Source organism: Bizionia sp. M204 (assembly GCF_023205095.1).
Taxonomy (GTDB): domain Bacteria; phylum Bacteroidota; class Bacteroidia; order Flavobacteriales; family Flavobacteriaceae; genus Algorimicrobium; species Algorimicrobium hallyeonense.
Genome location: NZ_CP046242.1, coordinates 230,917 through 247,172 on the forward strand (window position 1 = coordinate 230,917; position 16,256 = coordinate 247,172).

Below are 16,256 nucleotides of genomic sequence, written 5' to 3' on the forward strand. Positions count from 1 at the left end.
ATTTGCTAAATAAAATCAATACATGAAAAATCAAATTTTAATACTATTTACTCTTGTTTTTGCACACCAGATATATGCGCAAACAGTTGTTTTACCAAATACAAATGATTCGCGTGTAATTACCACAGGTTTACCATTTGTGTTAATTGCTGCCGATGCGCGCGCAGCATCCATGGGAGATATGGGAGTTGCTACTGGCGTTGATGTGTTTTCACAACAATGGAACCCGTCCAAATATGCGTTTTCAGAAACAAAACAAGGTATTGGTGTTAGCTATACACCCTACTTAAGTAGTTTAGTAAAAGATATATTTTTAGGTAATTTAACCTACTTCAACAGAATAAACGAACGTAGTGCTTTTGCTGCTAGTTTTAGATATTTCTCTTTAGGTGAAATTGAGTTAGTTCAAGATGAATTTTCTCAAGCACTTATTGAAAAACCAAACGAAATGACCATTGATGCATCCTACTCCTTAAAATTAAGTGAGCAGTTTGCTATGTCTGTTGCTATGCGTTATTTACGGTCTGATTTAAAAATTGGAGCAATTGATGCAGATGCCATTCCAGCAAGTACATTTGGTGTGGATATTTCGGGGTATTACCAAAGTGAAGAGCAAGCCTATGCAACCTTTAATGGTCGTACTCGTTTGGGATTCGCTATTCAAAATATTGGGCCAAAATTTAAATATGATGAAGGAGGTCAAGAAAACTTTCAACCTACAACCTTGCGTTTAGGTGGTGGCTTCGATTTTATATTAGATGATTTTAATAAAGTATCTATAACAGGTGAAGTTACCAAATTGTTGGTGCCAACACCACCTATTTATGGAACGGAATTTAACTACACCGATAATAATGGGAATGGAGTATATGATCCAGAAAACGGAACAGATAATACCGATACTGATGCTTTAGGAAGTGTTGTTACACCCAATGTTATCATAGAAGGTCAAGATCCAAACGTAGGCTTTTTTAAAGGTATGTTTCAGTCCTTTGGTGATGCACCAGGCGGATTTAGTGAAGAAATGCAAGAATGGACATGGGCTTTAGGAGCGGAATATATGTATCAAGATTCCTTTGGTTTTAGAGCGGGATATTTCCATGAAAGTTCAACAAAAGGAGCGAGACAATTTTTCGCCATTGGTGCCGGCTTTAAGTATAATGTAATTGGTATCGATTTATCATACTTATTCTCGGCGTCACAAGTAAAGAGTCCTTTAGAAAATACGTTGCGTTTTTCATTAACGTTTAATTTAGGACCTGGAACATATAGAGAGTATTAAAATATGTATAGGAATAAAACAAAAAACTATTGCAAACCGCAATAGTTTTTTTGTCTCATATAGTTTCTTAATTTCGTAGATATAAATAGATTATGAAAGAAATAAAAATTGAATCCATTCTTCAGGTTTATGATGATTTTGATGAGTTGCCAGAAGCGGTAGCATCTTTAATGACACAAGCTTCTGAAGCTAGAAGTAGAGCCTATTCCCCGTACTCTAACTTTAGTGTTGGGGCAGCCTTATTGCTAGACAATGATGAAATTATTACAGGTAATAATCAGGAAAATGCATCGTATCCGTCTGGATTATGTGCCGAACGTACAGCTATTTATTATGCAGGCTCCCAATTTCCCGATGCTAAAGTAGTTAGAATGGCTATTATTGCAGGTTCTAATATTAAGCATACCATGGCGCCAATTCCACCATGTGGTGCATGCCGTCAAGCAATTGCCGAATATGAAGTGAAGCAAAATGCACCTATTGAAATCTATTTTATGGGTGAAACAGGAAAGGTTGTTAAATCAGAATCGCTTGCCAATCTATTACCTTTAATTTTTGATAAGACTTTTCTTTAGAGTTTTTGACTTCATAAAGTGAGGTTTATAGTAATTTTTACGATTTTCGGTTTTTTCGTTAATAAGTAAAGTGTTACTTTTGTTTATTCGTTTATCAAATTAACGTAACCAATGCAAAAGATAACCAAAGAAGTATACCTAAAGTGGTATGAGGACATGTATTTCTGGAGAAAGTTTGAAGACAAACTAGCAGCCGTTTACATTCAACAAAAAGTAAGAGGATTTCTTCATTTATATAATGGTCAAGAGGCCATATTAGCAGGCGCTTTGCATGCTATGGATTTAACCAAAGATAAAATGATAACTGCGTATAGAAATCACGTTCAGCCAATTGGTATGGGTGTGGACCCTAAACGTGTTATGGCGGAACTATATGGTAAAGCAACAGGTACCTCTCAAGGACTAGGTGGCTCCATGCATATTTTTTCAAAAGAACACCGTTTTTATGGTGGTCACGGTATTGTTGGTGGTCAAATTCCATTAGGTGCCGGTATTGCATTTGGAGATAAGTATCATGATCGTGATGCCGTTACACTATGTTGTTTTGGTGATGGTGCTGCTAGACAAGGTTCACTTCACGAAACCTTCAACATGGCTATGCTTTGGAAATTGCCAGTTGTTTTTGTTTGTGAAAATAATGGCTACGCCATGGGAACCTCTGTTGAACGTACAGCCAACCATACCGATATTTGGAAGCTTGGTTTAGGCTACGAAATGCCTTGCGGCCCTGTAGATGGTATGAATCCAATAAAAGTAGCGGAAGCGTTTGATGAAGCTATTCAACGCGCTAGACGTGGAGATGGCCCTACATTTTTAGAGCTTAAAACCTACCGTTATAGAGGACATTCCATGAGTGATGCGCAGCATTATAGAACCAAAGATGAGGTTGCCGAATACAAGAAAATTGATCCAATTACCCAAGTAAAAGAAATTATTCTTGAAAAGAAATACGCAACCGAAGCAGAAATTAAAGTAATTGATAAACGTGTGAGAGCTTTAGTGGACGAATGTGAAAAGTTTGCCGAAGATTCGCCGTATCCAGAAAAGAACGTGATGTACGACGCTGTTTACGATCAAGAAGATTACCCATTCATACAACATAAACTATAAACAATGGCTGAAATTATAAATATGCCACGTTTAAGCGATACCATGGAAGAAGGTACCGTTGCCACGTGGTTGAAGCAAGTTGGAGATAAGATAGAAGAAGGTGATATCCTTGCTGAAATTGAAACTGATAAAGCCACGATGGAATTTGAATCGTTTCACGAAGGCACCTTATTACATATTGGTGTTCAAGAAGGAGAAACAACTAAAGTAGATGAGCTTTTGGCTATTATTGGCGAGGAAGGTGAAGATATTTCAGATTTGATAAAAGGAGATTCAACAACCAAAAAAGAAGAAGATACATCTGAATCTGCGGATGCAGACGAGGACGATTCTGAAAATGAGTCTAAAAAAGAGTCAGAAGATAAATCTAAAGGTAAAGACGCTGAAGATTCTTCTAAAGACGATACAGACAAGGAAACTGAATTACCAGAAGGTGTAACCGTAGTTACCATGCCACGATTAAGTGACACTATGGAAGAAGGGACGGTTGCTACCTGGTTGAAAAAAATTGGTGATACGGTTGAAGAAGGTGAAATTTTAGCAGAAATTGAAACTGACAAAGCCACGATGGAATTCGAATCTTTTCAATCTGGTACTTTATTACATATCGGTTTAGAGGAAGGCGAAACGGCAAAGGTAGATGCCCTTTTAGCTATTATTGGTCCAGAAGGAACAGATGTTTCAGCTGTTGCTAAAAACTTTAAAGCGGAAGGAACTTCAGATAAACAAGAAGATCAGCCGAAATCAGAAAAATCAGAACCAAAAAAAGAAGATAAAAAAGAGCCTAAGAAAGAAACGGTCATTCAGAGCGAAAGCAGAGAATCATCAAGTTCATCTTCTACGTCAAATTCAAGCGGACGCGTATTCATTTCGCCATTAGCAAAAAAAATGGCTGAAGAACGCGGAATAGATATTTCACAAATAACAGGATCTGCCGAAAATGGACGTATTGTAAAACGCGATGTCGAGAACTTTAAGCCTAGCGCAACCTCCGCAGCAGCTGTTGGGAAATTTGTACCAACAGGTGAAGAGGATTTTGATGAGGTGAAACATTCGCAAATGCGTAAAGTAATTGCCAAGCGCTTAGCAGAATCTAAATTTACGGCACCACATTACTATTTAAATGTGGAGTTTGATATGGAAAATACTATGGCGTTCCGTGAGCAATACAATTCCATTCCAGATATAAAAATTTCATATAACGATATTATTGTAAAAGCTTGTGCCTTGGCTTTAAAGAAACATCCACAAGTAAACTCACAATGGTTTGATGATAAAATGAAACTAAATAATCACGTTCATATTGGTGTTGCGGTTGCAGTTCCAGACGGATTAGTGGTACCTGTGGTGCGTTTTGCAAATGAGCAATCCTTACCTCAAATTGGCGCTGCTGTTAGGGAATACGCAGGAAAAGCGAAAAACAAGAAATTAACGCCTCAAGAAATGGAAGGCAGTACGTTTACCATTTCTAATTTGGGTATGTTTGGAATTGAAAGTTTTACATCTATTATCAATCAGCCAAACTCTGCTATTTTATCTGTTGGCGCTATTTTAGAAAAGCCGGTGGTAAAAAATGGCCAAGTAGTTGTAGGAAATACCATGAAGTTAACCATGGCTTGCGATCACAGAACGGTTGATGGCGCTACAGGATCGGAATTTCTTTTAACTTTAAAAGGTTATATTGAGAATCCAATAACCATGTTAGTGTAATTTATAATTAAAAAGTATAACCTTATATATTTAGAAAATCCTGCTAAACCAAGCAGGATTTTTTTATATTTAAACTTTAATCAAAGGTCAATAATTTTATCGCCAAACATGTCATTTAGTTTAAGAAAGCAAGCTTGTTTGAAGCATTTCTTAATAAGGTAATAATTTATAGAAACAGTTCCGAGATGTATTGGAACCAAAACCAAAAAACGAGTCTGCAAAAGACAGACAATAAAAATTTACTCATGAAAAAGCTCATTTTATTATTTGTTGCTATCAGTATTTTTAGCTGTAAGGCAAAACAAGAAAATCATCAAGTTAAAACTGGTGAAAATATTTCTATAACAGCTAGTGAGGTCAAGGAAACCGTTTCTTTCCTGGCGTCCGATGATCAAATGGGACGTGGTACGGGAAGTGTGGGTATAGACGTTTCTGCAAATTATATTGAAAAGCAATTAAAAGAGTTTGGTGTTAAACCTTATTATGATACCTATAGGGATCATTTTAAAGTTCAAGAAATGGATGCCTATAACGTTGTAGGGTTTTTAGAGGGAACCGATGCAACGCTAAAAAATGAAATTATCATTATTGGTGCTCATTATGATCATATTGGAACGAAAGCTAAAATGGTTGCATCCGATTCAATTGCTAATGGCGCCAATGATAATGCCGCGGGAACATCATCCGTTTTGGCCATGGCGCGCTATTTTGGAGCTAAAAAATCCAATAAACGTAGTTTAATGTTTGTGTTGTTTTCGGCGGAAGAAATGGGCTTATTGGGCTCTAAACATTTAGCTAATAGACTCAAAGATGAAAACGCTAACTTATATACCGTAGTAAATATGGAAATGATTGGTGTGCCTTTTAAAGATCGCGACTATGTAGCTTTTTTAACGGGTTATGGTAAGTCCAATATGGCTGAAAAAATTAACGCTTATGTAGGGGCTAATTTTTTAGGAGAATCTGAAGTGGCTAAACAGTACAATTTATTTAAAGCATCCGATAATTATCCGTTTTATGACGTGTTTAAAATGCCTTCACATACCATTTCGTCCTGCGATTTATCAAATTATGATTTCTACCATCATGTTGGTGACGAAATAGATAAATTGGATTATGACCACATGGCGAGTTTAATTAATCAATTAATTCCAGGTATTGAAAAAATGAGTAATACGGCAACCCAAGAAATTAAAATGCACGATGAGTAAAAATGTTATAATTACGGGAACAAGCAGAGGAATTGGGTTTGAATTAGTCAAACAGTTTTCAGAAAAAGGCTATCAAGTTTTAGCATTGTCAAGAAATGCAAAACCCATTTTAGACTTAAAGCTGCTTAATGTAACGGCTTTTCCTTTCGATTTATCAAAAAAAGCGGACTTTCATAAAGTGGAAACCTTTGTGAAAAACGAATGGGGCCACGTAGATATTCTAATTAATAATGCCGGTGCACTTCTCAATAAACCCTTTTCGGAAACCACATTGGGAGATTTTGAATTCGTATATAAAACCAATGTGTTTGGCGTTGCAGAGATGACACGTGTTATATTGCCGTTTATGAAAACTCAAAGTCATGTGCTAACTATTAGCTCAATGGGTGGCGTTCAAGGTAGTATGAAATTTCCTGGCCTTGCAGCTTATAGCTCTAGTAAAGGAGCTGTTATAACCTTAACAGAATTATGGGCAGAGGAGTATAAAGAATCGGGTATCTGTTTTAATGTATTAGCATTGGGCGCTGTTCAAACGGAAATGCTTGAAGAGGCGTTTCCAGGATTTGAAGTGCCCATGACACCAAAATCTATGGCAAATTATATTTTTGACTTTTCTACAACCGGTCAAAAATACTATAACGGCAAACTATTACAGGTGTCCAATTCCACGCCGTAAAATTCTTTATGTCAGAATATTGAACGTTTTGTTTAACGTTTGCTTAAGAATTTTTCTTACTTATCATACCATTTAAAGTAATTATTTGGCACTTTGTAGAATAAATTTTTAAGAAAGAATAAATAGTGCTTCATTTGATTAAATATTAATTATTATGAGGGAAAATCAACTATTTAAAGGCTTATTAATGAGTCTTATTTTCATGGCTTGTGCGTTGCAAACTACAGCGCAAGTTTTTCAACGCGCTGATGCGGTTTCTGGTTTAGGAAACCTTGAACAAAATAGTGGTGTTGCCGTTGCAGATTATGATGGTGATAACGTTATGGATATTTTTGTAGTAGCCGAAGCCATTGATGTAAACGGTATTGAGCGAACACACAGTAAATTATTTAAAAATAATAACGACGGTTCCTTTACAGATGTAACGGTAGCTGCTGGATTAAATAATATGCTAATTTCAGATTATAGTCAAGATGGTGTGTTTTATAGCTTTGACGGATTTAAACAAGGTGCTTTTTGGGGGGATTATAATAATGATGGTTTCCCAGATTTGTTTATAACCAACACCTTTAATGTGTTATTATATCAAAATAACGGCGATGGTACATTTTCTAATATCACAGCAAGTGCGGGATTTAATTTAGCCACTACTTGTCAGTATATGGGAGCCACTTGGTTTGATTATAATAACGATGGGTTTTTAGATATCTATATTAATGATTGGGGTGGATGTTCTTCAAACCTTTTATATCGTAATAATGCAGATGGTACTTTTACAGATGTAACCGTTTCTACTGGAATTGCTGAAGTAACGCCTAGAGAGAGCTTTACAGCCATGCCTTTTGATTTTAATCAAGATGGGTTTATAGATTTATACGTAAGTAATGATTTTGATGAAATTAATTATTTGTATATCAATAATGGTGGCACCAGTTTTACAGAGCAAGCTAGCGCCGTTGGTTTAAATAATAATTTTGATGACATGGGTATTGCCATGGGCGATTATAATAATGATGGTTTTTTTGATTTTTTTATAACAGGAATAGATGAAACCGCTTTATTTACCAATACAGGAACCAATACATTTACAGAGAATAGTTTAGCCAATAATATTGCTGGTAACGGATGGGCTTGGGGTACCAAGTTTGCCGATTTCGATTTAGACGGTGATGAAGATTTGTTTATTGCAAATGGATATACGTTCGAAAATAGAAATGCAGAATATAATGTATACTATAAAAACAAATATGTTGAAGGAGATAATAATTTTGAAAATGCAACCATAGCATCAAACCTTCATGATTTAACAATTAGTATTGAAGCCGTTGATTTTGATTATGACAATGATGGTGATTTAGATTTATACCTGACCAATAGTGATATAAACTCCTTTTTATATGAAAATACGTTATTAAATGTGGGTGATCCAAATCCCGTACATTTCTTTAAATTGTCTTTGGAAGGAACAACTTCTAACAAAAGTGCTATCGGTACAGAAGTAACAATTACTACCGCTTCTGGGACTTTTAAACGTTACTTTAATGGTGTTGGATTTTTAGGTCAGAGCATCAAACCCGTTCATTTTGGTTTAAATACAGATACGCAAATTAGTGATGTTACAATTAAGTGGCCGTCAGGTACTGTAGAGTCGTATCAAAATATTGCCGCTGATTCACACTTTAAAGCAACTGAAGGTGCAGGTATGGTGGATTTAATGATTTCACCAAGTGTTAAAATATTTGGTTGTACAGATCCTACGTCATGTTCCTACAATCCGTCAGCAACAGTTGATGATGGTTCATGTACCTATTTGGCTTCTGATGTTATTTCAGGTACTACAATAGTAGGTTTTTTAGACGAAGAAACATATACCTACCCGTTATCTGATCCTAGCTCAACTCTTGCATGGACGGTTACAGGAGGAGAATTAGTTAGTGGTCAAGGAACAAATAGTCTTACTGTAAAATGGGGAATAAATGACACAGGAAAAATAACCGTAAAAGAAACGAGCACCTTATGTTCAAGTCCAGTGGTTGAATTGGACGTAGATATCGTTATTTATGAAACACCAGACAATGTGTCCATTGCTAGACTTTGGAATGAGGCGTTACTTGAGGCCATTAGAAAAGATTTTGCTAGACCAACCGTACACGCTAGAAATTTATTTCATTCCAGTGTTGCTATGTATGATATATGGGCAATTTATGATAAAATTGAAAACCCAGGAAATGGACAACACGGTGATCCATATTTAGTAGGAAATACAGTGCATGGTTTTACGAGCACACTGCAAGCTTTTTCACCATTAGAAGGTAATACAGCGTCCGTTAATAAAGCGGTTAGTTACGCTATGTATAGATTATTAACCCATAGGTTTCAAAATTCACCTGGTGTTTTTCAAACACAACAACGTTTTAATTTTTTAATGGATCAGTTAGGTTATAGCACTGGAGTAACATCTACGGATTATACTTCTGGTAATGCTGCTGAACTTGGAAACTATATTGGGCAAATACTTATAGATTACGGAAATTCGGATGGCGCAAGAGAAGCTACAGGTTATGATAATGCGTATTATCAGCCGGTTAACCCACCGTTAGCACCAGCTTATGAAGCCGTTTCGTTAACAGATCCTAATCGCTGGCAATCATTAAGTTTAGATACATATATTGACCAAAGTGGAAATTTAATTGATGGTGATGTTATTAACTTTTTAAGCCCTGAATGGGGAGATGTAACACCTTTTGCTATGTCAAGTGGTGATAAGGATATCTTTCAAAGAGATGGTGATGATTATAGTGTATACCACAATCCTGCAAATCCACCATATATAGATAACACCAATACAAGTGTTTCAAGCGAGGCCTATAAATGGAATTTTTCTATGGTGTCCGTTTGGGGTTCTCATTTAGATCCAGCTGATGGTGTTATGTGGGACATTTCACCTGGCGCTATTGGAAATACGCCTATTTCTTCATTTCCAACCGATTATACACAATACCCAACGTTTTATAATCGTGTGGTTGGAGGCGATCCAGGAACTGGACGTAATTTAAACCCTGTAACTAATCAGCCTTACCAGCCACAAGTTGTGCCTCGTGGTGATTATACGCGTGTATTAGCAGAATTCTGGGCAGATGGTCCAGATTCTGAAACGCCTCCAGGTCACTGGTTTACATTGTTAAATCATGTGTCTGATAATCCATTATTGGAGAAAAAACTGAATGGAACAGGAGACGTATTGGAACCTGTAGAATGGGATGTGAAATCGTATTTTATTTTAGGTGGTGCCATGCATGATGCGGCCATTACAGCTTGGAGTATTAAAGGATGGTATGATTATATTCGTCCAATTTCAGCTATTCGTTATATGGCCGATTTAGGTCAAAGTTCAGATGACCAATTAGCTAGCTATCACCCACAAGGAATTAAGCTTGAACCTGGTTTTGTTGAATTGGTAGAATCTGGCGATCCACTTGCTGGTGGTTTCGACCAAAATGTTGGTAAAATTAAATTATACTCTTGGAAAGGTCCTGACTTTGTTAGTAATACGGACACCGATACGGCTGGAGTAGGTTGGATTTTATCTGAAAACTGGTGGCCTTACCAAAGACCATCGTTTGTAACACCACCTTTTGCTGGTTTTATTTCAGGACATTCTACGTACTCAAGAGCGGCTGCTGAAGTTATGACCCTCATTACAGGAGATGAATATTTCCCTGGAGGAATGGGTGAGTTTGTAGCCTATAAAAATGATTTTTTAGTTTTTGAAGAAGGTCCATCTGTGGATATTACCTTGCAATGGGCAACATATCGTGATGCATCAGATCAATGTAGTTTATCAAGAATCTGGGGCGGAATTCATCCACCAGCTGATGATATCCCAGGCCGTATAATTGGTGAAACTATTGGTATTGAAGCATACAATTTTGCGATACCTTACTTTAATGGTTCTACATTAGGAGTTGATAGTTTTGCTTTGAATACATCAACTATTTATCCAAATCCAGTAACTTCTGGTGGGACGATTAATATTACCCATGCAAACCCAGATGATAACTATAAATTATATGATGTTAGTGGTCGTTCCATTACACTATCAAATACACAGTATGATGGATTTAGTGGGAATACTAGAGTAACCATTCCACCTACAACAGCCACTGGAGTATATATCCTGTCTGGAAATAATTTTTCACAGAAAATCATTATTAGTGGAAACTAATAAATTGATTTTATAATTAAACAAAGAAGGCTGTATTTTGCAGCCTTCTTTGTTTTTAAGCAGGTTCTAAAAAGCCCTTACTTTTTATTGTTAAACATGCGTGGGATTCTATAAAAAATCATAATTTTGCAATCCAAATACAGCATGATGTCACAAACAACAAATACCATATTGATGATTCGCCCAGTTCATTTTAGAATGAATGAACAAACAGCGGTAAATAATTATTTTCAGGAAGATTTAGATCTTAAAAATGCTGAAATTAATGCCAAAGCGCAAGAAGAGTTTGATGCTTTTGTTGATAAATTACGTGCTGTTGGTGTTTCGGTAATTGTAGAAAACGATATCAAGGCATTAAATGCACCAGATTCCATATTCCCAAATAACTGGGTGAGCTTCCACGAAAATGGCGATGTAGCACTTTACCCTATGTTTGCTGAAAACAGACGTGTGGAGAGACGTGAAGATATTCTTTTGCGTTTGGAAGAGGCTGGTTTTAAAATTGAAAACATTATTGACTACACAGAAGCGGAAAACGAAGGTGTATTTCTTGAAGGGACTGGAAGCCTATTGTTGGATAGAATAAATAAAAAAGCCTATTGTGCATTATCTGCTAGAGCGGACGAGGATTTATTTATCGAGTTTTGTGAGGATTTTGATTATGCGCCAATGTTATTTACAGCGTTCCAAACGGTAGAAGGCAAACGTTTGCCAATTTACCACACAAATGTAATGATGTGTCTTGCCGAAAAATTTGCAGTAATTTGTTTAGATAGCATAGACGATAAAAAAGAGCGTAAATCCATTGTAAAGAGCTTAAAAGAAGACGGAAAAAGTATTATTGCCATTACAGAAGCGCAAATGCATCAGTTTGCTGGAAACATGCTCCAAGTTCAAGGACATTTAAATCAGCGGTATTTAGTTATGAGCAAAGCAGCTCATGATAGTTTAACCGTTGCTCAAATAAACGACATTGAAAAGCATTGTCCTATTTTATCAAGCTCGTTAGAAACTATTGAAACGTGTGGAGGTGGAAGTGCGCGTTGTATGATGGCCGAAGTGTTCTTGCCTAAAGCTTAAAAATTTTATACTACAGGATTGGATTTAGGTAACTCTATATAAAAGGTTGTTCCTCGATTTAGGCTGCTTTCTACCCAAATTTTCCCCATATTAAGGTCTACTAATTCTTTACAAATTGTTAGTCCTAAACCAGTGCCTTTTTCGTTACTAGTACCAACGGTTGTGAATGTGCTATTTTTAAATAGTTTCTCAATATTTTCTGGTGCAATTCCAACACCTGTATCTGAAATGCTAATTATTGAGCGTCCATTACTTATCCGGTTTGCTACCGTAATGGTGTCTCCAGATTTACTAAATTTTATGGCATTGGTTAATAAGTTTTGAACAACAATTTCAATCATACTTCGATCTGCATAAACAAAATCGTGTAAGGTTTGGTTGATTAATGTAATGCCCTTTTTCTCTAATTTCTGTTCTAATAAGTGTGTCTTTTCTTCAAATACTTCTTGAATATCAAATAAACTTGGATTGGATTCCAAGGATTGCATTTGGGATTTAGACCAGTTTAATAAATTGAAAAGCAACAAGGATGCATTGTTAGCATTTTCACTTAATTCAGGAATTAGCGAATTAAATTCAGACTGTGTTAACGAGCCATCATTTAATAAGTCAATAAATCCTTTAATAGATGTTAACGAATCTTTCAAATCATGAGAAACAATGGAAAACAAACGGTCCTTCACCTTATTAATGTCTTCTAAATGCTTGGTTTGCTCTAAAATAGCAGCATTTTGTAATTCTATTTTCTGATTTTTTTCTTCTAAATCGCGCGTGTATTTTAAGCGGCTGTTTCGCTTGGAATAGATCAACACAAAAAAGATAAGTAGAATGGCAAATACAGCTAATAAAATATAGAACACAAACCGCAAGTCATTCAGTTTTTTCTCGTTTTCCGTGTTCTCTTGCTCATGCTGTTCTAAAATATTGGACTCCACCGATTTGCTAATAGCATTAATATCTGATAATGATGGTACATTGGAAGTGGGTTCTACTTTAGGTAACCGATTTTGCAATTCAATCCGTCTTTTCAGATTATAATAATCACGTTGTCTTTCAAAAGCACGTTCATAATTTCTGTTCGTGGAATCCAAAACCGTCATTAATCTATAATTCATTAATAACTGCTGATCGTTTTCTAAAGTCTCCGCAATTTTACCCGCCTCTGTTAATTGAATCTCGGCAATAGTGGTTTTGTTTTGCTGTAAATTAAGTTTCCCTAAATTATTAAGTGAAATTAACAATCCTAATTGATTGTCCGTTTGCCTATTTAATTTCAGACCTTCTAACAAATAGCCTGTGGCAACATCATAATCCTTAAATTGAAGATATTCACCACCTAAACGCGGTAAGATTTCGCCTTTTAAAGAATCGTTTTCTTCATTTAAGTCACGAAGTACTTTTTCGTAATAATCAATTGCTTTTCGGTTTTCCTTTTCAAGAGAATACAGTTCAGCAAGCTTTTTATGCGTTGAAATTATACCAATTTTATCATTTAGTTTCTTTTCAATCTCCAAGCGCTTCAGATTGAATTCAATGGCTTTAGCACGATTGTTAATATGCTCATAAGCATCTGCTAAATTTTTGTAGGCAGAACATAACTCCTTGTTTAAGCCACGTTTTTCTAATTCAATAATAGCGGATAAGGAATACTGTAGCCCTTTGTTATAATTACCACGCGCTATCTCAATTAAGCCAATGCTATTATTAACTTTCGCAATACTTAAAGTATCTTTTAAAACGATAAATAAGTCTTTAGATTTGGTATAGTTATCAATAGCATTAATATAATCATCCTTTTCAGCAAAAATTAAAGCTTTATAATAGGTGATTTCTGCATTGCCTTTTTGATAATTTAAAGTGTTTGATAATTTCTCGCTTTCAGAAATGAACTTTAAAGATTTCGCATATTCTTTACTGTCATAAAGCGATTTTATAAGCTTAAGCGAGGTTTCAACTTTAGACGTATCGGATTTTTGAAAGGCTAATTGAATAGTAAGACTATCCTGTTCCTTTGTTTGGGAGAAACAAATAAAAACAGAAAGAATTAGTAACAAAGTAATTAATTGCCTCATACAATTATAAAGCTACAACGAGCCGTATAATCAAGCTTATTTAAAATCTTGAGATACAACGTTAAAGCAGGTAATGTGTTAGTTTAAAAAGCCCATTAATTTGGGATCAATAGCATTTACTTCACAAAAATTGTTAAAAGAGATATAAAATGCTAATTTTTAGGTTTTAATACCAATAAATTAGTTGAAATGACCAATGGCTTTTTCTTTAAAATAACCGATTCCGACTAACGGTAATTATCTTGGAATAACGACACATTAGTCGATGAAATGCACATGAAGTTTTACGGGCTTATTTACCTTTTATATAGACGTTTTTAATGGCATGACACATTGGGTAATTTCTAATCTTCAAAAATAACCATCTCATGATTCCCACCTCATGGGCCAGTAATGAAATAGATGGTGCACGTAATTCTAACTAAAAATTGCATGAATAACTTGTATTAAAATAGTATCTTTGCACTCTTAAAAATGTAAAAATGAATCTTCAAGAAACCCTTTCAGAATCTGTAAAACAAGCGGTAAAATCCATTTATAACGTGGCCATTTCTTCCGTAGAATTTCAAGCAACACGTAAAGAATTTCCTGGCGATATAACTGTTGTTGTCTTTTCCATGTTACGAGAAATAAAAGGGAACCCGGTTCAAATTGGTGAGCAAATTGGTCAGTTTTTAAAAGATAATCTGGACGTCGTTATAGGTTTCAATGTGGTTAAAGGGTTTTTAAATATTGAAATTGAAGATGCCTATTATCTAAAATTTTTCAATGCTATTTCTCAAAAAACCGACTTTGGGTTTGTAGAGGCAAAACAGAATGACAAGGCTATTTTGGTTGAATATTCGTCGCCAAACACCAACAAGCCTTTGCACTTAGGGCATATTCGAAATAACTTATTAGGTTACAGTGTAGCCGAAATTATAAAAGCTTCAGGTAAAAAAGTTTATAAAACGCAAATTATTAACGACCGCGGAATTCATATTTGTAAAAGTATGTTGGCTTGGGAACGTTTTGGAAATGGTGAAACACCAGAATCAACAGGTTTAAAAGGTGATAAACTGGTTGGTAATTACTATGTGAAATTCGATCAAGAATATAAAAAACAGATTGCAGAACTTATTAATCAAGGGAAAACCGAAGCGGAAGCAAAACAGGAAGCACCTATTATTTTGGAAGCTCAAAATATGCTTCTTAAATGGGAAGCGGGTGATGAGCACGTGGTTTCACTTTGGAAAAAAATGAATGGATGGGTTTATAGCGGCTTTGATGTTACATATAAAAACCTAGGTGTAGATTTTGATAAATTGTACTACGAAAGTGAAACCTATTTATTGGGTAAAGAGTTTGTTGCCGAAGGATTAAAAACAGGGGTTTTCTTTAAAAAAGAAGACGGTTCTGTTTGGTGTGATTTGACCGAAGATGGTCTGGATGAAAAAATTGTTTTGCGTGCCGATGGTACAGCCGTTTATATGACGCAAGATATTGGAACAGCAATTCAACGTGCTAAAGATTATCCGGATGTGGGAGGCATGGTTTATACGGTTGGTAACGAGCAAGATTATCACTTTCAAGTCCTATTTTTAATTTTGAAAAAATTAGGATTTGATTGGGCTAAAAACCTCTTCCATTTAAGTTATGGAATGGTAGATTTGCCAAGCGGTAAAATGAAAAGTCGAGAAGGAACGGTTGTAGATGCAGACGATTTAATGCAAGATATGACAAACACAGCCGAAGAAATTTCAAGCGAACTTGGAAAACTGGATGGTTACTCAGAAACCGATAAGCAAGAATTGTATCAAACTATTGGTATGGGTGCGTTAAAATATTACATTCTAAAAGTAGACCCTAAAAAACGTATTTTATTTGACCCAAAAGAGTCTGTAGATTTTCAAGGAAATACAGGACCTTTTATTCAATATACCTACGCGCGAATTCAAGCTATTTTACGTAAAGCGGATTTTAATATTTCGCAAGCCATTACGGATATTAAATTACATGAAAAAGAACGCGACCTTATTAAGCAAGTAGAACTGTTTCCGGAAGTTATTCAAAATGCCGCCAACAACCATAGTCCTGCTTTAATTGCCAATTATATTTACGATTTGGTAAAAGGCTTTAATTCGTTTTATCAAAATGTGTCTATTCTTGGTGCTGATTCTGATTCGGAAAAGGTTTTCCGAGTTCAACTTTCACAGTCCGTTGCACAGATTATTAAAAATGGTTTTAGTTTGTTGGGAATTCACGTGCCTGAACGCATGTAATTAGGGTTTTTATAATGGCTTTTTTATTGCTGGTTATCAATAGTTTCCATTTTT

Annotated in this window: 10 protein-coding genes; 9 read left to right on the top strand and 1 reads right to left on the bottom strand. The window is 35.5% G+C overall.

Features of this window, described 5'->3' with window-relative positions; translation table 11 throughout:
• Nucleotides 1–22 precede the first annotated feature (22 nt).
• The 8 genes from porV (at nt 23) to ctlX (ending at nt 11,869) form a co-directional block, all read left to right on the top strand.
• A complete protein-coding gene (gene porV, locus GMA17_RS01115) occupies nt 23–1,282 on the top strand; it encodes a type IX secretion system outer membrane channel protein PorV (RefSeq protein ID WP_248398174.1) in 1,260 nt (419 codons plus the stop codon).
• A 92-nt stretch (nt 1,283–1,374) separates the two neighbouring features.
• On the top strand, nt 1,375–1,857 hold the full coding sequence (cdd, locus tag GMA17_RS01120) for a cytidine deaminase (RefSeq protein ID WP_248398176.1): 483 nt from the start codon (nt 1,375–1,377) through the stop codon (nt 1,855–1,857).
• A 111-nt stretch (nt 1,858–1,968) separates the two neighbouring features.
• Nucleotides 1,969–2,967 carry a pyruvate dehydrogenase (acetyl-transferring) E1 component subunit alpha gene (pdhA, locus tag GMA17_RS01125; protein ID WP_248398178.1) on the top strand — a complete coding sequence of 333 codons (999 nt, stop codon included), beginning with the start codon at nt 1,969–1,971 and terminating at the stop codon, nt 2,965–2,967.
• Between the two features lie 3 nt (nt 2,968–2,970).
• Complete coding sequence (locus tag GMA17_RS01130) at nt 2,971–4,677, top strand: pyruvate dehydrogenase complex dihydrolipoamide acetyltransferase (RefSeq protein ID WP_248398180.1); 1,707 nt, start codon at nt 2,971–2,973, stop codon at nt 4,675–4,677.
• A gap of 245 nt (nt 4,678–4,922) precedes the next feature.
• Nucleotides 4,923–5,888 (top strand): M28 family peptidase, encoded by a 966-nt coding sequence (locus GMA17_RS01135; protein WP_248398183.1) that lies wholly within the window; start codon nt 4,923–4,925, stop codon nt 5,886–5,888.
• Complete coding sequence (locus GMA17_RS01140; protein WP_248398186.1) at nt 5,881–6,564, top strand: SDR family oxidoreductase; 684 nt, start codon at nt 5,881–5,883, stop codon at nt 6,562–6,564. The genes GMA17_RS01135 and GMA17_RS01140 overlap by 8 nt, the downstream gene beginning before the upstream one ends.
• 154 nt (nt 6,565–6,718) lie before the next feature.
• Nucleotides 6,719–10,789, top strand: a complete 4,071-nt coding sequence (locus GMA17_RS01145) for an FG-GAP-like repeat-containing protein (protein ID WP_248398189.1) — start codon at nt 6,719–6,721, stop codon at nt 10,787–10,789.
• A 147-nt stretch (nt 10,790–10,936) separates the two neighbouring features.
• Nucleotides 10,937–11,869, top strand: a complete 933-nt coding sequence (gene ctlX / locus GMA17_RS01150; protein ID WP_248400596.1) for a citrulline utilization hydrolase CtlX — start codon at nt 10,937–10,939, stop codon at nt 11,867–11,869.
• A 5-nt stretch (nt 11,870–11,874) separates the two neighbouring features.
• Here the strand turns inward: ctlX and GMA17_RS01155 are convergent, their stop codons facing one another.
• Complete coding sequence (locus GMA17_RS01155) at nt 11,875–13,941, bottom strand: tetratricopeptide repeat-containing sensor histidine kinase (protein ID WP_248398191.1); 2,067 nt, start codon at nt 13,939–13,941, stop codon at nt 11,875–11,877.
• A gap of 482 nt (nt 13,942–14,423) precedes the next feature.
• Between GMA17_RS01155 and argS the strand changes: the two genes are divergently transcribed.
• Entirely contained in the window at nt 14,424–16,202 is a 1,779-nt protein-coding gene (gene argS / locus GMA17_RS01160) for an arginine--tRNA ligase (protein ID WP_248398192.1), read from the top strand.
• The last annotated feature ends 54 nt before the right edge of the window (nt 16,203–16,256 follow it).